This is a genomic window from Dysgonomonas sp. 216 (assembly GCF_010501065.1).
Classification (GTDB): domain Bacteria; phylum Bacteroidota; class Bacteroidia; order Bacteroidales; family Dysgonomonadaceae; genus QVMM01.
The window spans coordinates 49,299-72,714 of the sequence record NZ_QVMM01000012.1; the positions used below are offsets into that span (position 1 = coordinate 49,299).

Below are 23,416 nucleotides of genomic sequence, written 5' to 3' on the forward strand. Positions count from 1 at the left end.
ACAGGCTTACTCGTTTCCTCTTCCTGTACCATCGTAACAGTGTGTACAAATACACTCTTTAGGCAAGCCTATCGAAGCGACAAGATCTTCTACCGTGTTAAATTTTAGCGTTGTTATATTCAATTTCTTTCGGATACAATCAATCATCTTGTTATATTGCTCCGAATTTGTTGTCGCATATTTATCTAGGTCTTTCGAGTCATCGCCCTCAAGTTCTTTTATAATACGGCGTGTAATTAATTCCAATGCCGATTTCGAAGCCGAAAAACCTATATAAGGACATGAATGTATAATAGGAGGCGAGCCTAAACGCATATGAACCTCTTTTGCTCCGTATCCGTACAAAATACCGACATTGTCGCGCAACTGCGTTCCTCTGACAATCGAATCGTCGCAAAATATAACTTTTTTATCTTTCAACAATTCGCGGTTGGGTATCAGTTTCATTTTCGCAACCAAATCGCGGACATCCTGATTTACCGGAGTAAAACTACGGGGCCATGTTGGTGTGTATTTTATAATAGCCCTACGATAAGGAATACCTTTACCTTCGGCATAACCTAATCCCATACCAATTCCCGAATCGGGTATTGCTGCTACATAATCGGCTTCAACGTCATCCTTTTTAGCCATTCTCATACCCGTATCGTACCGAACGGCATCTACATTTCTGCCTTCATAATCCGAAACCGGATAACCATAATAAACCCATAAAAATGAGCATACATGCTTCTGGGCATTAGGCGCGCACAATTGAGTCATATTATCGGCGGTAAGCTTCACTATCTCTCCCGGACCAAGATCGTAGACGAGATCGAAATCGAGATTAGGAAAACTACAAGGTTCGCTTGTTGCAGCATAAGCATCGTCCTTCTTTCCTATAAGTATAGGTGTTCGTCCCCATTTATCACGGGCTGCAATAATACAGTCTTCGGTTAAAATAAGCATCGAACACGACCCTTTTATTTTTTCCTGCACAAGTTTTATACCCTCTATAAAGGTTTTTCCCTGCGATATAAGTAAAGCTATAAGCTCGGTCTGATTAGTTTGCCCTGAACTCAATTCGGTAAAATGACAACCTTTACTCAAAAGCTCTTTTTCCAGTTCTTCCAGATTGTTAACCTTGGCAACGGTTACAACTGCATACTTACCTAAATGTGAATTTACAAAAATGGGCTGCGGATCGGTGTCGCTAATAATTCCAATACCCGAATTACCTTTAAACTTACCTAAATCGGCTTCGAAACGCGACCTGAAATACGAATTTTCGAGATTATGTATCGAACGTCTAAAGACTCCATCATCGTCTAGCGTTGCCATCCCTCCCCTGCGGGTTCCAAGGTGGGAATTATAATCTGTTCCGTAAAAGAGGTCTGTTGCACATGCTTTCTTTGATATCGTTCCGAAAAAACCACCCATTTTTTATTTTTTATTTTGATTAATTGATCGTATTTATTTTTTGAGGGAACAAATATACAAGTTTTCGAGGACAATTATAGATAATCAAATCTTATAATTTCATCAAAACCGCGTCTCGAAAAGATGTTGCCTGATAAGGAAACCTTTCCTTTTTATATTCGTGTATTATACCCACATAGAATTAACCCTTTGCGACAGCGTTCTCCTACTCATATTCTGTTCAAAACCTGACACACCTGACAATATTCGATTAATTTTTGCAGCACATGCCGAAACAAAAAACCGACAATGCACTATTGATAAGCGCAAAACCCAGTATATTTTTATTATTGGCCAACAAAAGCCATCCAATACATAGATAAACAACCTACGAAGATTTACTCTAACGAACTGTTTTTGAAGGACGGAACATTAAAAACAGTTTGCAAACAAGAAAGATAACTATAAGGACAAATATGATGAATGCACCGGAAGGCACATTCAGAAAATATGAAGAAAATAGACCGCCTACGCAACCTAAAAAACCGATAACGATAGACGCCAACATTATTTTAGTATAATTCGACGAAAAAAGGTTTGCTGTCATTTGCGGAACCGTAAGTAGCGACATTAACAAAACAATACCTACCAAACGTATAGACAAAACAATAGACACCGCAATAAAAAACATCATCAAATACTCGATAAACTTTACCGGAATATTTCGGGTTCGAGCAAAATCCGAATCAAACGCCACATATATTATTTCGTGTCTGAATATTATATAAAAGAGTGTCAACACAACAGACAGTATTGCTAAATACAGGATGTTAGATTGGGTAATGGTAAGTATATTTCCAAACAGATACTCTGACAAATTAGGTGCAAAACCCGACTTTAAGAAAATAAAGATTATCCCCACGGCCATCCCCAATGACCAAAAAACCGCTATTGCCGAATCTTCTCGTACCCCCTGCTTCGAGCTGACCCATTGAATACCAAACGCCGACAGAACAGAAAACACCATTGCCGACAATACAGGATTTACGCCCAAATAAAAACCTAAGCCTAAACCGCCCAACGATGTATGGGTTATGCCTCCGCTTATGAACACAAGCCGCCTTACCACAACATATGTGCCAATGATGCCACAGGCAATACTGGCAAACAAACTGCCCAGAAGAGCATTCTGAAAGAACCCGTATTCGAATAGTTCAAGAAATTCCATATTAAAGGTTTAACTAACGGCTTGCGCGAAGTTCGTTAACGAACATAAATACTTCATCTTTTAACTGGTCGGGTATAGATATATTCCGCAATTGTAAACTACGTACCCAGCGAGGCTTGTCTTCGTCATACATCGAGTATAGTACCGACCGAAACTCTTCTACATCTTTCTCGGAATAACGATCCGAACTTAATCCTTTGTAGGCATCCAGTTCTTCGTCGTCAAAATATTCTATTTCTTCAGAAAATGCGCTCAGGAGGCTGTCTTTTTCGCATGTAGCATGTTTTCCACAACATTCGCCATCCACAGGATCACTTTCAATTTCTTCAAGTTTTTCGGTATTTCCTCTTTTTACCTGCATTGTATTCCAAATAAAAAGAGATAAAACAAAGAAAAAAATTAGTCCTAAAAAGATAAAAAGTATTTCCATGAGGCTTATTCCGGTTTATATGCGGTTCTAATCAATTTCGGTTATTGTAAAGCCCGATTTCTTTAAATCGGCCCAATACTGAGGGTATGACTTTGTTACCACTCCGGGGTTATTTATAATAATATTATTGCGTTTTATAGAAGCCGGAGCAAAAGCCATTGCCATGCGATGATCTTCATAAGTATCAATTGCTGCATCTGTTTGCGATTCGATGCGTTCGCCATTCCACTCCAAAATACTATTTTCGCTATCGGTTATTATATAACCCAATTTTTTCATTTCAGCTTTCAAAGCTTCTATGCGGTCGGTTTCTTTTATCTTAAGGCTTTGCAGGCCTGTAAACATAAACGGAACATTCATCAAGCAACAAGTGACAACAAAAGTTTGAGCCAAATCGGGTTCGTTCACAAAATTGTGAAACATTTTTTTAGTCACCCTGCTTGTTTTCCTTAAAATAACACCTTTATCGGTATACTCTGTGCTTACGCCCAAATCGATGAATAATTCCGCAACTTTCGAATCCCCTTGTCCGCTATCGCTGTTCAGCCCCAATAATTCAACTTCGGCATCATTGCTTAGTGCTACCATCTCGTACCAATACGAAGCTGCCGACCAATCGGACTCTACACTATAATGTACGGGTTTATATTCTTCTCGGTATATTTTTATAGTATTTTCATCCCAATGAGCTTTTACCCCAAATTCAGACATCATTCTCAGGGTAAGCTTTATATAAGGAATGGATATAACATTACCTTCAAGATGGATGGTTAATCCCCTTTCCATAGTAGGGGCTATCATCAATAAAGCCGATATAAATTGAGAACTAACACTTCCCGAAAGATATATTTCACCTCCGGTAAGTACACTTCCCCGTATTTTCAACGGAGGGCAACCGTGTTTTCCCAAATACTCGATATGTGCTCCCAGCGAGTTAAGCGCATCAACTAATATATTAATCGGACGCTCCTGCATACGTTCTGTGCCGGTTATTATCCATTCGCCCGGTAATCTCGATAAAAAAGCTGTAAGAAAACGCATTGATGTTCCGGCGGCTTTTACATCAAACAGATTATCTTCTGCATTAAAAGCCTCTACCATTACTCTGGTATCGTCACAGTCCGATAAGTTGTCTATTTCGTACGGACTTAAACTTAGTGCATTAATAATTAATGCTCTGTTACTGATGCTTTTCGATGCAGGTAACTTTATGGCAGAATGAATATTCTCCGGAGCATTTACTTTATATTTCATTATTGGTTCGTTTTTACAGCCCCAAAGTTACTAAAAACAAGCGAAACGATAAGGCCTTAAACAAAGATTATGAATTTATCGAATACGTGTTAATTTGCAACATAAGATGTATATATTTATGTCAGATTTTAGTGTAGAAAACGTATCTCTCGAAATTTATTCCGAACCTACCAACCTCCTTCTTCAAGAAAGCTTTCTCATCAAGAACGATATTTGCCTAAAATAGAACTTTTTTTAGCATCTACTTAGGTCTAAACCTGATATTATTCTGCGAAAGTGAGCTTTTATTTTCCTGTCAAAAGGTTAAAAAAAGCTAAACAAGCAAGATGTGAACTTTAATGGTGTGTTGATAATCAGATTTTTATAAAAATACGCATTATATAAAATAGTACTATGTATTGCATGGTACTATTAATTATTTATATATTTGCATTACAAACAACATTGTATTATAGAATAGTAAAGATATAGATTATGAAAAAAGTTGTTGAAGTCAGTATTGGTGGCATCAGTTTTACAATGGAAGACGATGCTTATTACAAGCTAAAGAATTACCTGAATCGTTTTGAATCGAGCATTGAAGATAAAAACGAAGTAAAGGAGGTTATGGAAGATGTTGAAGCCCGTGTTGCCGAAATATTTTTGAAGGAGAAAAAATATCAGAATCAGGTAATAGATGTAAAAATAGTTGACATCGTTATTTCACACATGGGAGAAATAGATACGGAGAGTCAAACTAAAAAAACATCGGACACAGAACAATCTGATGATTTTGGGGCTAAAAACTCAAAAAAATTGTACCGAAATCCTGACGACAAAAAAATAGCAGGAGTATGCAGTGGTTTATCCGTGTTCTTTGGTTTAGATGTAACCATCATTCGAATAATATTTTTAGTGGCATTAATTTGTTACGGATCTACCCTCATTATATACATTGTATTATGGCTCGCCACAAATGAGGCACTGTCTATTCCTCAAAAATTGGAAATGCGGGGAATCCCTGTTACTGCCGAGAATATTCGTAAATACACAGCAAACCGTAAATAAAAAAGTAAGATTATGGAAGTTATAAATGTTGATAATATAAAAGCACAAATGCGAAAAGGAATACTCGAATATTGTATTCTAAGCATTTTATCGAAAGGCGACGCCTATGTGTCGTCAATCATCAGCGAGCTGAAAGATTCGGAGATGATTGTTGTGGAAGGAACTCTTTATCCACTGCTTACCCGTCAAAAAAATCAGGGTTTATTAAGCTACAGGTGGGAAGAATCGACGCAAGGGCCTCCACGTAAATACTATTCGATAACGGACAAAGGGAATGCCGTTTTGGCCGAATTGGACATTGTTTGGAACGACTTGGTAAGGGTTATAGAAAATATACGAAACAAATAAAAAAAGAAAGCCATGAAACCTACCATAAAAGTAAGTATAGGAAGTTATGCTTTCAATCTGGAAGAATCAGCTTTCGATATAACAGATAATTATCTTAAAACACTAAAGCAACACTTTGCCCAAAATGCCGAAGGAAACGAGATTATATCGGATGTAGAAGTACGTATTGCCGAATTGTTCAGAATGCAAATGGCTAACGAATATGCTACCATAACCGAAGACGATGCCAAAACGGTGATTCAAACAATTGGTAGCCCCGCCGATTTTGGCGACGAAAGCAATAGCAGTATTGCAAAGGAAGAGCCGAATACCATCAAGAAAAAATTGTTCCGCGATGCTGATAATGCAATTCTAGGAGGTGTATGTAGTGGCCTTGGACATTTTTTCAATATCGACCCTGTCCTTATCAGAATACTCTTTGTTACTGTTCTGTTTATTATCGGGGTTATGCCTTTTGGTGGTTCGGCATTTTTTGTAGTACTCATATATCTGGTTTTATGGATAGCAATGCCTAAAGCCCGTAGCTTCGCTCAAAAACTGGAAATGACAGGAACAAAAACATCCTTATACGATATAGAAAACCGGAACATACAGAGTCCAAAACCACAAGGATCGAGATTGCTGAAAGTGTTAAAAATAATCTGTGGTGTTTTTATGGGCATAATTGGCGTTACAATAACCATATCGATTATCGCCATTATAAGCCTGTTTCTTGGTGCTTTTTATTCAAAAGGGGGTGCCCCCGATCTTATTTCGTGCCTCGAGGCTATCGGAGTAGATTCGTGGAATCAGCGGATAGCTTTAATAATGGTAATTTGCTTACCTCTGATAGGGCTACTTTATATTACTATAAAGCTGTTATTCACAAAACGGTTTGGCCGCGCCGATTGGGTTATATCCCTTATCGCATTCATCATATGGATCGGAGCCGGATGTTACGTAGGAGGCTTTGCATTTTCTTTGGGGCAGGAATACAGACGAAACTATGAGGTTACAGAAAACATTCAGCCAAATACAATGTCTGACAAGTTATATATAAAACTTGATAATAGTTTAGCCGACGCCAGCCCTGTTTCGGGGCATAACCCTATTTATTATCTGAAGGATAATACCGATAATTATTCATTTTTTATAATACCTAAAATAAGAGTGCAAAAAGACACTACACTAACTTCTTTTAAAATTGCTTTGGAAAAAAAGGCATACGATAAAACAAGGGGTGCAGCACGAAGAAGATCGGAAATCATAAATCTGGATTATACCCTTAACGACTCGCTGTTAGTAATATGCCCTAAATTATATAACAAAAACAACTTGTGGGACAGAACTTCGTATCGCCTTGTAATATCCGTTCCTTCCGGAAAGGATGTAGATATAGACGATTATTTATGCCCAAATAATTGGAACAACCCCGACTAATTGTAACAATATCTAACTATACACGTCTTATGTTTATATAGAGACTGAAATAAATGCTTTAATAATTTAGAAACGACACACACAACTCTAGCATTTCAAATAAACTCAATTTTTTTAAATTAGATTTAGAATTCTTATCCAAGACGGGGGTAGTTGCGAAACTGGTTCCGTCTATTTCTATGTCCCTGTTACTACAAATTCTTTCCTTGGGTAAACTCTCTGTATTTTATCGGGGTAGTACCCGTTCTTCGTTTAAAGGTTGTGCAAAAATAATCGGAATTGTCGAATCCTATTTCAAATGCTATTTCCTGACTGGTAAGCATGGTGTTTGTCAGAAGTTCTTTGCTTTTCTGAATTTTCAGCTCCTGAATGTACTGAGCGGGCGAGAACCCCGTATATTGCTTAAATATTCGTCTGAACCACGAATAACTCATATTCACGCGGTTAGCAACCTCTTCGGGCGAGATGTTGTTTTTAAAGTTTTCGAGCATAATAACTTTGGCCTTATTTATTTGATTGATAACTTTCATCTCGTTAAAAACCGAACGTTTGTCCTGCACATATGCATAACCCAGCAGATGATTAACAATGCCTGCCAGCATTTGCTGAAAGCCCGACTCCTGCGCTTGCGCCGTATCGATAGCCTGTTTGTAAAGCTGCACTATTTCTTCGCTGATGCCAACATTAAAAACGGGTTTTTGTCTACTGAAAAAACCATTCAATATACGATTGTCGATATTAATTCCGTTAAAGCCGATCCAATACTCGGCCCACCCCGTTTGGTTATCTGGTTTATAATTATGCCATTCGCCCGGAAATAACAGAAACATATTACCTTCTTTCACTGTTATGCTCTTCTGGCTTTCCGACACAAAAGATCCTTTCCCCTGAGTTATATAAAGCAGCTGATATTCCTCTAGTATCCGTCCTTTTTCGGTTGAGAATAAATAGCGTGTCGGATGGTTTTGCGGAGGATACGATGACCCCGAACTGATATGCTGATAACCCACTGTATTCACAGTCAATCCCCACAAGGCATCTTGCTCGTTTGCTATCAAATATTTTATATGAATCGATTCTTTCATTTTTTCAAGAGACTCTTATTGTTTTTACCGGCTTTCAGGCAAACTATACAATCCTATCTGAATAGAATTAATAGCCCGACAAAACATCTTTAGTACAGTATATTTACAAAACCTGACAATTCTGACATATTTTGCACTAATTTTTGCACACTCGTAACTTGTCTGTTTGTATCTCGTAAACTATACTACATTATAGATAAATATTTAGTACAATAAATAAGATATGGGCAAAAATAATGAATTGAATACAATAACATTACAATTCAACATTTTTTTACCAAATAAAAATACCCGCCTAAAACAGGCGGGTATTTCCTTAAACTTTAACTTAATTTATTTTTTCGAAAAAAGTTTCTTCTTTACTTTCAACAACTGGGGATTAGGCATTTCTTTAGTTCTGTAGGTGCTTGTTTTTAAATCAACACCTTCATTTATATTAAATGTGCCTATCACAACATACTCTTCGGCAGTATCTTCTGCTTCTTCATCGTAGTAATTTCCATACAAATTGCTGGCATACTGCCCAACCTGCTTGTCCGAAATTTTCACATTTTGTCCTTTGTTATTTGCTGTAACAGAGTACTTAGCGCCATTTGCGTTTAGGAGACATTTTGAATATAAGTTAACCGCAACCTTATATGTTCCTTTTATGGCTTTAGGGAAAAATATATTTTCATTGTTCACTTCGTCAATATCGCATCCTGCATTAGAATCTATATCTAAGAAACCATACACTGTATATTTATATTTTTCTGCAAATTCAGGAAGCTCTTTACCCAACACATCATCGTCGTCAATTTCGGCTTCATCCAAATAAGTATACAACAAGTCCCAATCGCTCTGATTGTTATAATCTAAATCTTTAGGATTGTTGTCAGTGTATTTTTTAACAAGATATATTAAAAAGTTAAAGTAAAATTCAGCTTCATTTATATTTTCATCTAAATAATATCGGTCTCCATAGTATATATGTCTTCCATCTGGAGTAAATACATGTAAATCTACATCATCAAACTGATCCCACGAAAGAGACACTTGCAACTGCCCGGTTCCTACTTCAACAACGTTGATGACTTCGGAATTTGTGGCGCTGCTCACAACTCCGTCTACAGTCTCAACGCTTAAGTTAAGGACAAAATCTTCGACTTTTATGTTTTGTATAACGTTAATAACTACTTCATACTCATACCCCGAAGTCGAAGAATTTTTAGGAGTTGCATCGGCAGTCAATTCGTATTTATAATACCCTTTCACTCCCTTAACTCCTATATTCGCGTTTTTAAGAGGTTCATCAGAAACTAAAGTGACAATAGCCGAACCTCCGTTTATAACATTTCGGTTTACACTTAACGAAGTAAGTATATCTTCCGATCCGGAAGGTAAAGCTGCATCGACAAACGAAGCGTCTTCAATTGTGAAATAGCTGCCTTCAATCGCATTCTTCGATTCGCCGTCATCGTCGTTACATGCAATAAATCCTGATACAACAGTAATTGTTAGTACCATGCAAAAAAAGAATTTAATTTTTTTCATAATGTTTCAATTAAGTTAATATAATGCTTACAGAACCTCGATTCCCTGTTCGTTAAGCAATGTAAGTCCTATGTCTTTCAGTTTAAACTTTTGTATTTTTCCACTACCGGTCAAAGGATAAGAGTCTACGAAGAATATATATTTAGGTATCTTATGCCGTGCTATTTGCCCCCTGCAAAAATCTTTCACATCTTCGGGCTGAATATCAATGCCTTCTTGCAATATAATAAAAGCACCAACTTCTTCGCCATATTTATTTGAAGGTATTCCTACTACCTGCACATCTTTTACCCCGTTAAGATGATAAAGATATTCTTCAATCTCGCGTGGATAAATATTTTCACCACCCCTAATAATCATGTCTTTTATTCGCCCCGTAATCCGGTAATACCCGTTTTCATCTTTTATACCTAAATCGCCGGAGTGCAACCACCCGTCTTTATCTATCACTTCTTTGGTTGCCTGCGGGTTTTTATAATACCCTTTCATAACCAGATATCCCCGACAACATATTTCTCCTTGTTCGCCAACCGCACATTCTTCACCTGTATCCGGATTAACAATCCGCACCTCGGTAAACGGATATTCTTTCCCTACTGTAGTACAGCGATTCTCGAACGAATCGTCTATTGTAGAATGAGTCATACCCGGCGACGACTCGGTTAACCCGTAAACACTGGTTATGTGTGTTATATGCAATTTTTCGGTTACCTGCCTCATTAGTTCAATGGGGCATAAAGCACCTGCCATTATGCCTGTTCGTAAAGAACTGACATCGAACATCTCGAACATCGGATGATTAAGTTCGGCAATAAACATTGTAGGAACTCCATACAATGCCGTACAACGCTCTTTGTGCACCGAAGCCAGAACAACCAAGGGGTCGAAACGTTCGACCATAACCTGAGTTGAGCCATGCGTCAAACAGTTCATTGTTGCTAACGTTATGCCAAAACAGTGAAACAATGGAACGCATATGCAAAGCTTATCTTCGGACGTAAAGTTCATGGCCTCGCCTGTAAAATAGCCATTATTTGCTATATTGTAATGCGTTAACATTACGCCTTTCGGAAAACCTGTTGTACCCGAAGTATATTGCATATTTACAACGTCGTGGCAGCTTACACGTTTTTTTGTTTCCAATAAAATATTATCTGCAATATTTTGCCCCAACAATAGTATCTCGGCTGTATTATACATTCCCCTAAATTTTTCCTGTCCGATAAAGACTACATTTCTGAGATTTGGAAAACGTTTGCTTTTAAAATAACCCCGTTGCGAAGTTTTCAGTTCGGGAGCAATTTCGTAAACCATGTCAATATAGCTTCCATCAAACACACCTTCGGTAATGCATAAAATGTCGATATCGGCATCTTCAACAATGTATTCAAGCTCGTGCTGCTTGTAATTTGTATTTATAGTAACCAACACAGCACCTATTTTGGCACCTGCATACAGAAAAGTCAACCAATCGGGAACATTTGTAGCCCATATTCCAACATGGCTGCCTTGTTTAACACCGATAGCCAACAAGCCTTTCGCCATGTTGTCGACACGCTCGTTAAACTGCTTCCATGTAAAGCGTAAATCTCTGTCCGAATAAACGATATATTCTTTATCGGGAGTTTTTTCAGCCCAATGTTCGAGCCATTGCCCAAGAGTTCGTTCCGATAATTGCATTTTGTTAGATGTTCAGGTTTTTATTTTCCAGATAATTTTTATTTAAAGAGGCGTATACACAACTGCTAATATTTTTGCGCACTGCTCTCCGGCGGCATGAACATGGTGTTCTACTATCGAGTCGTAATATATGCTATCGCCTTCTTCAAGCAGATAAGTCTCTGCTCCGTATTTTATTTCTACTACACCTTCAAGGCAATAGATAAATTCTTCCCCTTCGTGTGTTGACAATACAAAGTCGACGCCTTCTTCAATCGAATCTATTTGTATAATAAACGGCTCCATATGTCTGCCTGCTTTTGCGCTCGACAATCCATAATAGTCCATATGCTGATGAGACGTTTTATCTTTTGTCGAAAAACTGACAGATTTCGAGTCATGTTGTTGTTTTCGGGTAACAGTTGGTCCAAGATTGTCATTATCGTCCAAGAATGTGCCCAGCCTTACACCCAATACTCTGGCTATTTTTATCAACGGAGCTAGCGACGGTAAATCTTCGGCTTGTTCTATCTTTATTATTTGTTTTTCATCTAAACCCGAACGTTCAGCCATTTCGGTTATCGTAATCGATTTCGAGTCTCGCAATTGTTTTATACGGTCGCCTATTTTTTTGTTTGCTTTCATGTATTATATTCTAAGTTGATCTGCTCGTTTTTTTCTCGCATAGAACACAAAAATATGATATTTTTTTTATTTTGTACCATCTGGGTATTAAAACAATACGAACTACATCATTATATTTACTTTCTTTACATTTTAAAATAAAATTCATGAGATATTTAACTGCGGTTTCATCAATTGTTGCACGCAATACCTATACACAACAATTTATACAAGATGGTGTGCCCCGTTATTCGTCATTTGTGATATCCTGTTCTGTTTGTAACACATCGTGGAGAATGGGGCTTGGGTAATATAACAATGCAAATATCAATGGTATAGTAAAGCTGCAAAAAAAATGCTTAATACAATAAAATCATACATGATGCCCATTGCTATGTTGATAGGCATTATTTTTTACAAACAGCTAAGTTTGTTGGGAGATATTACTCCCTATTTGCTTATAATAATGCTTTTTATCAGCTATTGTAAGCTTTCGCTGAAGGATATGAGAATAACAAAACTTCACTTTCTGCTTGTGCTTATTCAGCTGGGTGGTAGCCTAGTTGTATATTGGTTGTTAGCCCCTATACATCCGGTTTTGGCACAAGGCGCAATGATCTGCGTATTGGCACCTACCGCCACTGCGGCAATTGTTATTACCGGCATGTTGGGCGGAAACATGGTTAGTTTGGCAGCTTTCAGCTTATTAAGTAATTTGTCTGTTGCAATAGTTTCGCCTGTTATTTTTGCTTATCTGGGGCATGCATCCGAACTTTCTTTTTGGCAATCGGCTATCAATATTTGCGAAAAAGTATTCCTTATACTTTTAGCTCCTTTTATTGCATCATTGATTTTGAAGAAAATTTCTCCATTTGCTTATTGCGTTATCCGGCGGAAACAATCGGTATCGTTCTATTTGTGGAGCATAGCCCTTACTATTGTTACAGCCAAAACCGTATCATTTATTCTGAATCAGGACGAAAATAATTATTTTATAGAAATAGCGATAGCATTAATAGCGCTGATAATATGCATATTACAGTTTTTTGTAGGTCGCCGCTTAGGCAAGCGTTTTAATGACACAGTAGCCGGAGGGCAAGGATTGGGTCAAAAAAATACAATATTAGCTATCTGGATGGCACAAACATTTTTAAACCCGATATCGTCAATTGCTCCCGGGTCTTACGTTCTTTGGCAAAATCTGATAAACTCGTATCAAATATGGAAGAAGAGGAGGGATATTAACTAACTGCATTTTTAACCTTTTTTCTTAGGATAATACGACTCAAAATGTATACTTTTACGCATAAGTATCTCGTTTAAAACGCGAAACTTAAAAATTTATATTATCTTTGCGCATTCAAAAAAAGAGCAATATTATTCACAAATAATACAAATGGACAAAACTATCAGAACTTTAATTACACTTTTTATTGTTTGCTTTCCTTTTTCTATTAACGGACAAAGTTCAATATCGGAAAAAGACAAGAAAGAGTTGGAAGAAAGATTCAGTAGCCTTAAGACTTTCTATATAGATGACGACGGAGCTGTAGTATTTTATACAGATCAGGATCAACCTAAAGAGAACGATCCTGAACAAACAAAAAAAGAGGAAAAAGCTGCTACCCCCAGACTAAAAGTGAAGGTTACACAAGACGAAAACGGAGAATATATAGTAACCAGTAATGAGGGCGAAATTGAACATACAGCGAAGTCTATCCCGATAAAAAGAGAAGTTGCATCTGAAGAATCAACACAATCGGAAGCTGACACTGCTACACAAAATGAGACATCAGGAAACAATAAATCAGAAAAGACATCATCGGGGTTAACTTATAAAACTCTTGAAGAAGCTCGTTTAGCTGTTGAGGCTAAAATGGAAGAGTTGAAAAAACAATACTCGCAACGCAGTCCCAAGACCAATTCTTTTGGAAACCGGATTTCTAACGGAGTAGATGGTTCTTTACGGAACAACAGCATTACAATAAAGCAAAGCAGGAATAAACAGAGCGATACTGATTTGATGGCGGAATACGGAAACGAACCAACTTATTATATCAACGGAAATGTGTCCGATGCAGAGGTTGTGAGAAAGCTAAAGCAAAAAGATATTATTAAAAAGGAACTGAAAAGAAGCTCAAAAAATCCGAATGGCGAAATATGGATTGAAGTAAGATGAAATTTTAACCTATATAATACAAAAAGCCTGCTCGTAAAAAAGCAGGCTTTTTTGTATTATCGATGATTTTTTGACTATTCCTCTTCACTCATTTTCCGCGAAACATCGCCCAAGTAACCGCCATGGTGCCGTTTTGCATATTCGGTAGGTTTAAAATCAATCTTTCGCATTGTTCCAACAACCAAAATATCTCCAATTACGGTCATAACCGTTGTCGAGGTAGTTGGTGTAAGCCCAAGGTTGCAAACCTCGCAGGGGTTGCCTGTCAACAAACATACATCCGATTTTTCGGCCAAAGGGCTTTCCTGATTGCTGGTTATAACAATAAATTTTATGCCCTTTATTAATCCCCTGCTAAGAAGAATCAGCTCGACAATTTCGCGGGTCTTACCCGAATTGGAAATAACCAGCATGATATCATTCTCCTGAAGAACTCCTAAATCGCCATGTTGAGCCTCGCTGGGATGCAAAAATATAGCAGGTGTACCTGTTGAGCTGAATGTAGTAGCAATGTTTTGGGCTACTTGCCCAGCCTTGCCCATTCCGCTTGTCACCAGCTTCCCTTTTCGCTTATGTACATACTCTACAATAAGGTCTATAGCTTCCTTGTATGCATCCGACACCGGTATATTTAATATTGCCTGCGACTCGTCCGCCAGCAGACATTTAATTTCGTCCATTTCCATTTATCAACGACAAAACTGTCTTTTTAGTTTGTTTTAAATTTATATTGCACATGCGACAGTTCTTCGTTCGCTTTTACAATCTTTTTTTTAAGGTCTTCTTTGTAAACGGCTAATTTTTGCTGCAACCCTTCATCGCCCGTAGCAATCATCTGCAAAGCCAATATTCCGGCATTTAATGCTCCGTTTATACCTACTGTTGCCACTGGAATGCCGGGAGGCATTTGAACTATTGCCAATAAAGCATCCATGCCGTCCAAAGTCGAATTTATGGGTACGCCAATCACGGGTAAAGTAGTCATCGAAGCTATTACTCCGGGTAAATGAGCCGCCATTCCGGCAGCTGCTATTATAACTTTAATTCCTCGGTCTTTCGCATTTTTTGCAAATACTTCCACTTGCTCGGGAGTTCGATGTGCCGACAAAGCATTTATTTCGAATGGCACTTCCATCTCGTCAAAAAACTTTGCAGCTTTTTCCATAACAGGCAAATCGGAGGTACTGCCCATTATAATACTTATCACAGGTTTCATTTTTTAGCTTTATATTGTTAAACAGGTTATTCTCCTATTTGAGATTTATAATCGGTAGCCGCCATCAATCCTTCAACTTCCGCAACATTCGATGGTGCAATCTTTACAATCCATCCTTTTCCATACGGGTCGTTATTCACCAATTCCGGATTATTCTCCAAATCGGCATTAACCTCCAGTATTTTGCCCGAAACAGGCAGTAAAAGATCATCCACTGTTTTAACAGCCTCAATACTGCCAAACACGGCTCCTTGCTCTATTGTTTCGCCAACTGTGGTAACATCAACGTATACAATTTCGCCAAGTTCTTTCTGTGCATAATAAGTAATTCCTACATATGCTATATCTCCTTCGACCCGGATCCATTCATGATCTTTCGAATACTTTAAAGTTTCAGGATAGCTCATCGCAATATAATTTTTATGATTTAACAATATTTTGTTTTAATAACTAAGCGCAATCTTTCCCCAAACAGTAAGAAAAGACACTGCAAATCCTACTATAAATCCGCCATAAACCTGACATGCTGAATTCTGCCGCAAATATAACCTCGACACAGCAAGGCACCCGGCTAATATAAACAAAATAATAAATAAAAGAAAGGGATTCAAAGACTTCACATTATAGCAAACCGATAACGTTACGCCTAAAAGTCCTCCTATGCCCAGCATGTGAACACTTACTTTTGTAAATATATTTATAAGGAATCCGGCTAACGATACCGTTAAAGGTGCAGCTATTACACCCAAAAACCAATAATATATATGTGACGAGTAGAAATAGTACAACATTGTACCATTAGCAAAACAAGACATCAAGTAGGGGATAAAGCGTTCGAATCGATTCGACAAAGCATAATCTTTTATCATTCGTGCCTTTTTCAGAACCAAAATAAATAATGCCGGAATGATTCCGCTAAAAAGCAATATCGGAAACAAAAAGCTAAAAACCTGCTTCGAAAACGCCCCTATGAAGTTTGTGTACATAAACAAGAGCAATACACTATAAAAAGGCATTAAAAAAGGATGCAGAATTATAGAAAATACGTTTGCTAAAAAATTTCCAACTCTCATAATATTAAGCAGCTTAAATTTCTTTCCTCAATCGGGCAACCGGAATATTCATTTGCTCCCGATATTTCGCAACTGTACGGCGAGCAATAGTATAACCTTTTAGCTTGAGGATGTCAGTTAATTTATCATCCGTCAACGGCTTTTTTTTATCTTCGTTATCAAGGCATTCTTTCAAAATTGCCTTTACTTCACGCGACGATATTTCTTCTCCGGCCTCGTTCTGTAACGACTCTGAAAAGAAAAACTTCAACGAATATATTCCAAAATTTGTTTGTACGTATTTACTATTGCTTACCCTCGATATTGTGGATATGTCGTAACCCGAAAGCTGGGCAATATCTTTCAATATCATTGGTTTTAGCTGTGTTTCATCGCCCGACAGAAAAAAATCGTATTGAAACTCTATTATAGCCTCCATTGTTCGTTGCAAAGTTTCCTGTCTTTGCTTCAATGCCTCGATAAACCACCGGGCCGAATCGAGCTTTTGTTTTACAAACAATATAGCATTTTTTGTGTCGCCCGAAACACTTTTTTTATTATCGTTATAACCTTGCAGCATATCCGAATATTCACGACTTATTTTCAGATCGGGAATATTGCGGTTATTCAAACTCAATACTATCTCTCCGTTAAATGTTTCTACTATAAAATCGGGGATTATAGTCCCCATAGCCAATGCCAGCGAATCACCCCAATTATTTCCGGGTTTAGGATTTAACGATGTTATTTCTTCAATAATTTCTTTCAGCACATCATCGCTAACCGATAAGGCTTTCTTTATCTTCACGTAATGCTTTTTCGAAAATTCGTCAAAATACTTCTTTACAATAATTTCAGCCGAACGTTTAATATCATTTTCGGGCATACGTTCTAATTGCAATAACAAACATTCCTGCAAATTACGTGCTCCAACTCCGGCCGGTTCAAATTCTTGTATTATGTCTAATATTTTTTCAAGTTCGTCAACATTTACGTCAACATTTACCTGAAACAGCAAATCGTCGGATATGGCACTTAATGGGCGTTCCAGATATCCGTTTTCGTCTATGTTTCCAATAATATATTCAGCTATCTTCTCATCCCTGTCATTAAGTTCGTATAAGCGTAACTGATTAAGTAACGACTCGTGAAAAGATTCTCCTTCCGAGAATGGCATGTCATTTCTTCTGAACTCTCCGGAGTACTGATTATTCAGTCTGTAATCGGGAATATCTTCTTCGTTGGCATAGTCGCCCAAAGCAATATCTTCTTGTGTTATGCTTGCTCCTTCGTCAAAATCGTCTTGAGCCACATCGTTTGCCGAGAAATCTTCGTCTCGTCCTTCCTCCAGGGCAGGGTTATCTACCAGCTCTTGTTTTATCCTCTCCTCCAACTCAACACAAGGCAACTCGGTTAATTTAATAACCTGCATTTGCAAAGGCGTAAGCTTTTGCTGTTGTTTCTGTTGTAAATGCTGCCGTAAAGCCATAAAACCTGTTTTGATTTATCGGATATACAAACTTACACAAAAATTGACTAAATAGTAAAACTATCGGTCAAAAATCAAAGTATGCAATAGCACTATCTATTTTTTATAACAGTTCCGATCCTTTTTAGTTGAATATTATCTGACACAAAAAAGTACGTTCTTTTCAGATTGCCCGGTAAAACACCGTTACATGAGCTCGAAAACAAACAAAAACAAGCATAAAATATGTTATATAATATATTTGAGTATCATTTTGATAGAAAACTTAAAGTTATATTTGTGTAAAAAGTATCAGGCTATGATAAACAAACAATTAACTAACCCCAAAAGTATTATTGTTGTAGGTGGCTCTAACGACATACTGAAGCCCGGTGGTAGTGCTTTATTCAATATTATAAACGGAACTTTTTCAGGCGATTTATATGTCGTTAATGCCAAAGAAGATCTTGTGCAAGGCATAAAATCGTACAGAAAAGTAGAAGATGTTCCTAAAGCTGAACTGGCAGTGATTTCGATACCAGCAAAAACCTGTTATAGTGTAATGAAAACATTGATTGAGGAAAAAGGAGTCAAAGCTTTCATTGTATATTCCGCCGGTTTTAGCGAAGAAACTGTCGAAGGAGCAGAAATGGAACAACAGATTCTGAAATTGGTTAATGATGCCAATGTAGCAATGGTTGGCCCTAATTGCAGTGGAATATTTAATCTAAATCATCAGTGCATTTTTACGAAACCCGTCCCTTTACTCGACGCTAAAGGTGTAGACATGGTTTCGAGTTCGGGAGGAACGGCTACTTTCATTATCGAGTCCTCAATACGCTTAGGGTTAAGATACAGTTCGGTTTGGTCGGTAGGTAACTCAGCTCAAATCGGTGTCGAAGACGTTCTGCAATATTGGGATGAATCGTTCGATGCTAAAACCAGTTCAAGGGTTAAACTTATATATGCCGAAACAATTAAAAATCCCGATCGTTTTCTGGAGCACTCAGCATCCTTAATCCGAAAAGGATGTAATATAGCTGCCATAAAATCGGGAACAACCGAATCGGGTAGCCGTGCTGCATCGTCACATACGGGTGCTATTGCCAGTTCCGATTTGGCAGTCGAAGCACTTTTCCGAAAAGCGGGAATCATTCGTTGTTATTCGCGCGACGAGCTGGCTAATGTAGGAGCAGTGTTGCTGATGCCGGAATTAAAAGGCCGAAATCTGGCTATTATAACACAAGCGGGAGGCCCTGCGGTAATACTTACCGATGCTTTATCGAAAGGAAAAATTGATGTGCCTGAAATGCCTAAAGAACTAGGCGAAAAACTTAAAGAAAAACTATTGCCCGGAACGGCAGTATCTAATCCCATTGATATACTAGGGACGGGTACAGGCGAACACTTGGGGTTGGCTATAGACTTATGCATTGACGAATTTATGGCAGTAGACGGTATTGCTGTGATATACGGAAATCCCGGCGTAACAAAAGTACGGGCAGCATATGATGTTTTGGACAAAAAAATAAAGAACTCCCCAATTCCAATTTACCCTATTCTTCCGTCCGTAAAAATGGCTGCTGAAGAAATGAGCGAATTTGTGCAAAAAGGGCATGTGAATTTTATCGACGAAGTAGCGTTGGCCAATGCCTTATCAAAAGTAGTTACCCGAACCGAACCTTCGGTTGGGAAAATTGAAGATTTAGATGTAAATATATCCGAAATACGCCGCATTGTAGACTCTATTCAAGTTAACGGATATGTCGACCCCGATACCGTCCGCCTGTTACTGAGAGCTGCGGGAATACCTTGCGTGGAAGAATTTGTATCGGACAACAGGGACGAAGTTGTCGCTTTTGCCGAACGAGTCGATTTTCCCGTTGTTGCAAAATGCGTTGGGCCTGTGCATAAATCGGATGTAGGAGGCGTGGTTCTTAATATAAAGAGTAAGGAGCATCTTATATTCGAATTCGACAGGCTTATGAATATCCCCGAAGTACATTCGGTAATGGTACAACCCATGTTGTCGGGCACCGAGCTTTTTATAGGTGCAAAATATGAGCCCAAATTCGGACACATTGTGTTATGTGGATTAGGTGGGATTTTTGTAGAAGTTCTAAAAGATGTGGCATCGGGGCTTGCGCCGCTAAGTTTTATCGAGGCAACGTCAATGATACGATCGTTACGTTCGTACAAAATAATACAAGGAACACGAGGGCAAAAGGGACTAAACGAAGACTTGTTCGCCGAAATAATCGTACGTTTATCCATACTTCTTCGTTTTGCTACGGAAATAAAAGAAATTGACATTAATCCGCTTCTGGCAAACGACAAACAGGTAATTGCTGTTGATGCCCGTATACGTATAGAAAAGTGAGAAATCTCAATACTTTAAGTGGTAATATAAGGGCAGCCGTTGTATTGTAGGCTGCCTTTACTTCAGGAATGATGAAAATATCACAAAACGAAGAAAAAGGAATTTAGCACATCCTTGTATGCTATTTAAAACGCATATATAGACAACAATACGAAAACACATCCAAATTGGGTGTTGTGTCAATATTTAAAGTATATAAATCATTTTTAGAGGCGATTTGCCTATTCTAATATCTATTTTTGTAACATATAATAATATTTATTCATGAAAACATTTAACTTCTTTGCCTTTGATATAGGCGCAACAAGCGGACGTTCAATCTTAGCCACACTTACCGACGGTAAACTCGAAATGGAAGAGATGACCCGTTTCCCGAATAAGATACAAAGGATACATAACAAATATTACTGGAATATATTTTCGTTATTCGAAGCTTTAAAAGAAGGTCTGAAAGTAGTTGCGTCGAAAGGAGTTAAACTCGATGCTATCGGCATCGATACATGGGGAGTCGATTTTGTTTATTTAGGAGAAGATGGCAGCATTTTAGGACTGCCCCGCTCATATCGCGACCCTTACACAAATGGCATCCCCGAAGAATATTTCAGGATTATACCACGAAAAGAGGTTTATGAGCTTACTGGTATTCAAATAATGAATTTTAATAGTATATTTCAGCTTTTTGCAGCAAAAAAAGAAAACTCTTCGGCTCTTAATGCGGCTAAAGATGTTTTGTTTATGCCTGATGCCCTTTCGTATTTACTTACAGGAAAAAAAGTATGTGAGTATACAATAGCTTCAACTTCTCAGTTATTAAATCCGAGAACTAAAAATTTCGAACCTAAGTTGTTCGAAGCTATGGATATTAATCCATCAATAATGCAACCTATTGTCATGCCTGGCGAGGTAATCGGCTATACTACAGATAATATAAATAAGGATTGTGGATTGAATGGGGTTCCTGTGGTAGCCGTCGCCGGGCACGATACGGGTTCTGCCGTTGCTGCTGTTCCTGCTGAAAACGAAAATTTCGCTTACCTCAGTTCGGGAACATGGTCGCTGATGGGTATCGAAGTAAAAGATCCCATCATTAACGAAGACTCATTCCAGATGAACTTCACAAATGAAGGTGGAGTTGGCGGCACTACCCGATTCCTGAAAAACATTACAGGAATGTGGTTGCTCGAACAGTGCCGAAAAGAATGGGAGACAACGGGTACAAATTACAGTTATCCTCAAATAGTGGAATTATCGGGGTCGGTTGAAGGATTTCAATCGCTGATCGATCCCGATGATCCTTCTTTCGCAAACCCCGAAAGCATGACTAAAGCTATTGTTGATTTTTGTGTTAAAACGAAACAAAAGGCGCCCGTTACTCATGCCGATTTTATTCGTTGCATTTTCGATAGTCTTGCCATGAAATATAAGGCTGTACTCGATTGCCTGCAAAAAGTAGCACCGTTTACTATCGAAAAATTACATGTTATTGGAGGTGGTTCGCAAAATGCATTACTCAACCAAATGACAGCCAATTCAATCGGAATTCCGGTTGTGGCAGGTCCGGCTGAGGCTACAGCCATAGGAAATGTGATGATGCAAGCCAAAGGTGTAGGCGCAGTTTCGTCTCTATCCGATATGAGAAAAGTGATCCGTAATTCAACAACACCTACAGTATTCGAGCCTAAAGATTCTGAGGTATGGAATAAGCATTACCAGACTTTTATTCAAATATCCAAGTAGCCAAAGAAACTATATCATTATAACAACTTTTTAAATAAATAAACCCATGAAAAAAAATGAATTAATACAAAAATCGTTCGAAATAGCAAAAGAGCGCTATGCTGCTGTTGGTGTTGATGTAGAAAAAGCAATGACACAATTGCAAAAAGTTGCTATTTCTATTCACTGCTGGCAAGCCGACGATGTAGTTGGTTTCGAAAAACTGGAAAGTGTTGGCGGCGGAGGTATTCAAGCTACAGGTAACTATCCGGGAAGAGCACGTAACATTGACGAACTACGCAGTGATATCGAAAAAGTATTAACGCTTGTTGCAGGTAATCACCGTTTGAACCTGCATGAGATATATGGAGATTTTGGTGGAAAAGTTGTAGATCGCGACCAAGTTGAACCTGAGCACTTTAAAAGCTGGATGCAATGGGCTAAAGAAAAAGGGATGAAACTGGACTTTAACTCAACATCTTTCGGTCATCCTAAAAGTGGCAACCTTACTTTAGCAAACCCCGACAAATCGATCCGCGATTTCTGGATCGAGCACACTAAACGTTGTCGTGCAGTTTCTGAAGAAATGGGTAAATTCCAGAACGACCCATGTATTATGAATCTTTGGATACATGACGGATCGAAAGATCTGACTGTAAACCGCTATAAATACCGCCAGATATTAGAACAATCGTTAGACGAAATATTCAAGACCGAATACAAAAACATGAAAGACTGTCTTGAATCTAAATTGTTCGGTATTGCCCTCGAAAGCTATACAGTAGGTTCACACGATTTCTACTTGGGATATGGTGCAAAAAAACAAAAAATAGTAACACTAGATACAGGACATTTCCACTTAACAGAAAGTGTTGCCGATAAAATCTCAGCAATGCTTCTATTTACGCCCGAAATCATGCTTCATGTGAGCCGTCCTATCCGTTGGGACTCTGACCATGTGGTAATTTTGAATGACGATATTGCAGACTTAGCAAAAGAAATAGTTCGTGCCGAAGCACTAGAGCGCGTACACGTTGGGCTCGACTTCTTCGATGCTTCTATTAACCGCATTGGTGCTTACGTTATTGGTATACGCGCAACTCAAAAAGCATTTTTACAGGCAATGCTTGAGCCTATTGCCAAGCTACGCGAATACGAAAGCAATGAGCAATACTTCGAAAGATTGGCTTTGCTTGAAGAGGCTAAAGGATTACCATGGAACGCTGTTTGGGATTATTTCTGTATGAAAAACGACATTGCTGTTGGTGAAGATTATATTACAGAAGTACAGCAATACGAAAAAGATGTAACATCAAAACGATAATAAAATTATTACCCTTATAGCAATGGATTATGAGCGTAAGTTTTATACTTATGCCA

The 23,416-nt window shown here is 38.2% G+C and carries 22 protein-coding genes; 9 read left to right on the plus strand and 13 right to left on the minus strand.

All coding sequences use genetic code 11. The features are described 5' to 3' along the window. Positions 1-6: 6 nt before the first annotated feature. The 4 genes from D0T53_RS08570 to D0T53_RS08585 all read right to left on the minus strand — a co-directional run bounded on the left by D0T53_RS08570 (position 7) and on the right by D0T53_RS08585 (position 4,310). Complete coding sequence (locus D0T53_RS08570) at positions 7-1,419, minus strand: amidophosphoribosyltransferase (protein ID WP_163266867.1); 1,413 nt, start codon at positions 1,417-1,419, stop codon at positions 7-9. A 382-nt stretch (positions 1,420-1,801) separates the two neighbouring features. Then, positions 1,802-2,626 (minus strand): metal ABC transporter permease, encoded by an 825-nt coding sequence (locus tag D0T53_RS08575; protein ID WP_163266869.1) that lies wholly within the window; start codon positions 2,624-2,626, stop codon positions 1,802-1,804. Between the two features lie 13 nt (positions 2,627-2,639). Beyond that, positions 2,640-3,056: a phospholipase gene (locus D0T53_RS08580; protein WP_163266871.1), complete on the minus strand. Its 417-nt coding sequence runs from the start codon at positions 3,054-3,056 to the stop codon at positions 2,640-2,642. A 27-nt stretch (positions 3,057-3,083) separates the two neighbouring features. Further along, on the minus strand, positions 3,084-4,310 hold the full coding sequence (locus D0T53_RS08585) for a 3-phosphoshikimate 1-carboxyvinyltransferase (protein ID WP_163266873.1): 1,227 nt from the start codon (positions 4,308-4,310) through the stop codon (positions 3,084-3,086). A gap of 474 nt (positions 4,311-4,784) precedes the next feature. On the opposite strand from D0T53_RS08585, the gene D0T53_RS08590 reads away from it, so the two are divergent. The 3 genes from D0T53_RS08590 to D0T53_RS08600 are packed head-to-tail and all read left to right on the plus strand — an operon-like array spanning position 4,785 to position 7,124. Then, positions 4,785-5,357 (plus strand): PspC domain-containing protein, encoded by a 573-nt coding sequence (locus tag D0T53_RS08590; protein WP_163266875.1) that lies wholly within the window; start codon positions 4,785-4,787, stop codon positions 5,355-5,357. 12 nt (positions 5,358-5,369) lie between these two features. Continuing rightward, the gene (locus tag D0T53_RS08595; protein WP_163266877.1) at positions 5,370-5,705 is read left to right on the plus strand and encodes a PadR family transcriptional regulator; all 336 of its coding nucleotides are present in this window, start codon (positions 5,370-5,372) and stop codon (positions 5,703-5,705) included. 12 nt (positions 5,706-5,717) lie between these two features. Then, positions 5,718-7,124, plus strand: a complete 1,407-nt coding sequence (locus D0T53_RS08600) for a PspC domain-containing protein (RefSeq protein WP_163266879.1) — start codon at positions 5,718-5,720, stop codon at positions 7,122-7,124. A gap of 191 nt (positions 7,125-7,315) precedes the next feature. On the opposite strand, the gene D0T53_RS08605 is transcribed toward D0T53_RS08600, so the two are convergent. The 4 genes from D0T53_RS08605 to D0T53_RS08620 all read right to left on the minus strand — a co-directional run bounded on the left by D0T53_RS08605 (position 7,316) and on the right by D0T53_RS08620 (position 12,046). Continuing rightward, positions 7,316-8,209 carry an AraC family transcriptional regulator gene (locus D0T53_RS08605; protein ID WP_163266881.1) on the minus strand — a complete coding sequence of 298 codons (894 nt, stop codon included), beginning with the start codon at positions 8,207-8,209 and terminating at the stop codon, positions 7,316-7,318. Between the two features lie 333 nt (positions 8,210-8,542). Beyond that, positions 8,543-9,742, minus strand: a complete 1,200-nt coding sequence (locus tag D0T53_RS08610) for a hypothetical protein (protein ID WP_163266883.1) — start codon at positions 9,740-9,742, stop codon at positions 8,543-8,545. 27 nt (positions 9,743-9,769) lie between these two features. Next, entirely contained in the window at positions 9,770-11,422 is a 1,653-nt protein-coding gene (locus D0T53_RS08615) for an AMP-binding protein (protein WP_163266885.1), read from the minus strand. Positions 11,423-11,464: 42 nt separating this feature from the next. After that, positions 11,465-12,046 (minus strand): helix-turn-helix domain-containing protein, encoded by a 582-nt coding sequence (locus tag D0T53_RS08620; RefSeq protein WP_163266887.1) that lies wholly within the window; start codon positions 12,044-12,046, stop codon positions 11,465-11,467. A 146-nt stretch (positions 12,047-12,192) separates the two neighbouring features. On the opposite strand from D0T53_RS08620, the gene D0T53_RS08625 reads away from it, so the two are divergent. The 3 genes from D0T53_RS08625 (at position 12,193) to D0T53_RS08635 (ending at position 14,204) form a co-directional block, all read left to right on the plus strand. Then, positions 12,193-12,336 (plus strand): hypothetical protein, encoded by a 144-nt coding sequence (locus D0T53_RS08625; protein ID WP_163266889.1) that lies wholly within the window; start codon positions 12,193-12,195, stop codon positions 12,334-12,336. 44 nt (positions 12,337-12,380) lie between these two features. Continuing rightward, entirely contained in the window at positions 12,381-13,274 is an 894-nt protein-coding gene (locus tag D0T53_RS08630; RefSeq protein WP_163266891.1) for a transporter, read from the plus strand. Positions 13,275-13,421: 147 nt separating this feature from the next. Then, positions 13,422-14,204 carry a hypothetical protein gene (locus D0T53_RS08635; RefSeq protein ID WP_163266893.1) on the plus strand — a complete coding sequence of 261 codons (783 nt, stop codon included), beginning with the start codon at positions 13,422-13,424 and terminating at the stop codon, positions 14,202-14,204. A gap of 74 nt (positions 14,205-14,278) precedes the next feature. Here the strand turns inward: D0T53_RS08635 and D0T53_RS08640 are convergent, their stop codons facing one another. The 5 genes from D0T53_RS08640 to rpoN are packed head-to-tail and all read right to left on the minus strand — an operon-like array spanning position 14,279 to position 17,961. Next, a complete protein-coding gene (locus D0T53_RS08640) occupies positions 14,279-14,890 on the minus strand; it encodes an SIS domain-containing protein (RefSeq protein ID WP_163266895.1) in 612 nt (203 codons plus the stop codon). 23 nt (positions 14,891-14,913) lie between these two features. Then, the gene (purE, locus tag D0T53_RS08645) at positions 14,914-15,420 is read right to left on the minus strand and encodes a 5-(carboxyamino)imidazole ribonucleotide mutase (RefSeq protein ID WP_163266897.1); all 507 of its coding nucleotides are present in this window, start codon (positions 15,418-15,420) and stop codon (positions 14,914-14,916) included. Between the two features lie 26 nt (positions 15,421-15,446). Then, complete coding sequence (gene gcvH / locus D0T53_RS08650; RefSeq protein ID WP_163266899.1) at positions 15,447-15,827, minus strand: glycine cleavage system protein GcvH; 381 nt, start codon at positions 15,825-15,827, stop codon at positions 15,447-15,449. A gap of 36 nt (positions 15,828-15,863) precedes the next feature. Next, positions 15,864-16,493 (minus strand): hypothetical protein, encoded by a 630-nt coding sequence (locus D0T53_RS08655; protein ID WP_163266902.1) that lies wholly within the window; start codon positions 16,491-16,493, stop codon positions 15,864-15,866. A gap of 13 nt (positions 16,494-16,506) precedes the next feature. After that, a complete protein-coding gene (rpoN, locus tag D0T53_RS08660) occupies positions 16,507-17,961 on the minus strand; it encodes an RNA polymerase factor sigma-54 (RefSeq protein WP_163266904.1) in 1,455 nt (484 codons plus the stop codon). A 298-nt stretch (positions 17,962-18,259) separates the two neighbouring features. On the opposite strand from rpoN, the gene D0T53_RS08665 reads away from it, so the two are divergent. From D0T53_RS08665 to D0T53_RS08675, 3 genes are all read left to right on the plus strand, one after another. Beyond that, positions 18,260-20,320: an acetate--CoA ligase family protein gene (locus tag D0T53_RS08665; protein WP_163266906.1), complete on the plus strand. Its 2,061-nt coding sequence runs from the start codon at positions 18,260-18,262 to the stop codon at positions 20,318-20,320. A 264-nt stretch (positions 20,321-20,584) separates the two neighbouring features. Further along, positions 20,585-22,057, plus strand: coding sequence for a rhamnulokinase family protein (locus D0T53_RS08670; RefSeq protein WP_163266908.1), 1,473 nt, complete (start codon positions 20,585-20,587; stop codon positions 22,055-22,057). A gap of 46 nt (positions 22,058-22,103) precedes the next feature. After that, complete coding sequence (locus tag D0T53_RS08675) at positions 22,104-23,360, plus strand: L-rhamnose isomerase (protein WP_163266910.1); 1,257 nt, start codon at positions 22,104-22,106, stop codon at positions 23,358-23,360. Positions 23,361-23,416 lie beyond the last annotated feature (56 nt).

Excerpts from the sequence above, each read along its gene's own strand:
- D0T53_RS08570 (WP_163266867.1), bottom strand. The coding sequence starts at position 1,419 with ATGGGTGGTTTTTTCGGAACGATATCAAAGAAAGCATGTGCAACAGAC.
- D0T53_RS08575 (WP_163266869.1), bottom strand. The coding sequence starts at position 2,626 with ATGGAATTTCTTGAACTATTCGAATACGGGTTCTTTCAGAATGCTCTT.
- D0T53_RS08580 (WP_163266871.1), bottom strand. The coding sequence starts at position 3,056 with ATGGAAATACTTTTTATCTTTTTAGGACTAATTTTTTTCTTTGTTTTA.
- D0T53_RS08585 (WP_163266873.1), bottom strand. The coding sequence starts at position 4,310 with ATGAAATATAAAGTAAATGCTCCGGAGAATATTCATTCTGCCATAAAG.
- D0T53_RS08590 (WP_163266875.1), top strand. The coding sequence starts at position 4,785 with ATGAAAAAAGTTGTTGAAGTCAGTATTGGTGGCATCAGTTTTACAATG.
- D0T53_RS08595 (WP_163266877.1), top strand. The coding sequence starts at position 5,370 with ATGGAAGTTATAAATGTTGATAATATAAAAGCACAAATGCGAAAAGGA.
- D0T53_RS08600 (WP_163266879.1), top strand. The coding sequence starts at position 5,718 with ATGAAACCTACCATAAAAGTAAGTATAGGAAGTTATGCTTTCAATCTG.
- D0T53_RS08605 (WP_163266881.1), bottom strand. The coding sequence starts at position 8,209 with ATGAAAGAATCGATTCATATAAAATATTTGATAGCAAACGAGCAAGAT.
- D0T53_RS08610 (WP_163266883.1), bottom strand. The coding sequence starts at position 9,742 with ATGAAAAAAATTAAATTCTTTTTTTGCATGGTACTAACAATTACTGTT.
- D0T53_RS08615 (WP_163266885.1), bottom strand. The coding sequence starts at position 11,422 with ATGCAATTATCGGAACGAACTCTTGGGCAATGGCTCGAACATTGGGCT.
- D0T53_RS08620 (WP_163266887.1), bottom strand. The coding sequence starts at position 12,046 with ATGAAAGCAAACAAAAAAATAGGCGACCGTATAAAACAATTGCGAGAC.
- D0T53_RS08625 (WP_163266889.1), top strand. The coding sequence starts at position 12,193 with ATGAGATATTTAACTGCGGTTTCATCAATTGTTGCACGCAATACCTAT.
- D0T53_RS08630 (WP_163266891.1), top strand. The coding sequence starts at position 12,381 with ATGCTTAATACAATAAAATCATACATGATGCCCATTGCTATGTTGATA.
- D0T53_RS08635 (WP_163266893.1), top strand. The coding sequence starts at position 13,422 with ATGGACAAAACTATCAGAACTTTAATTACACTTTTTATTGTTTGCTTT.
- D0T53_RS08640 (WP_163266895.1), bottom strand. The coding sequence starts at position 14,890 with ATGGAAATGGACGAAATTAAATGTCTGCTGGCGGACGAGTCGCAGGCA.
- purE (WP_163266897.1), bottom strand. The coding sequence starts at position 15,420 with ATGAAACCTGTGATAAGTATTATAATGGGCAGTACCTCCGATTTGCCT.
- gcvH (WP_163266899.1), bottom strand. The coding sequence starts at position 15,827 with ATGAGCTATCCTGAAACTTTAAAGTATTCGAAAGATCATGAATGGATC.
- D0T53_RS08655 (WP_163266902.1), bottom strand. The coding sequence starts at position 16,493 with ATGAGAGTTGGAAATTTTTTAGCAAACGTATTTTCTATAATTCTGCAT.
- rpoN (WP_163266904.1), bottom strand. The coding sequence starts at position 17,961 with ATGGCTTTACGGCAGCATTTACAACAGAAACAACAGCAAAAGCTTACG.
- D0T53_RS08665 (WP_163266906.1), top strand. The coding sequence starts at position 18,260 with ATGATAAACAAACAATTAACTAACCCCAAAAGTATTATTGTTGTAGGT.
- D0T53_RS08670 (WP_163266908.1), top strand. The coding sequence starts at position 20,585 with ATGAAAACATTTAACTTCTTTGCCTTTGATATAGGCGCAACAAGCGGA.
- D0T53_RS08675 (WP_163266910.1), top strand. The coding sequence starts at position 22,104 with ATGAAAAAAAATGAATTAATACAAAAATCGTTCGAAATAGCAAAAGAG.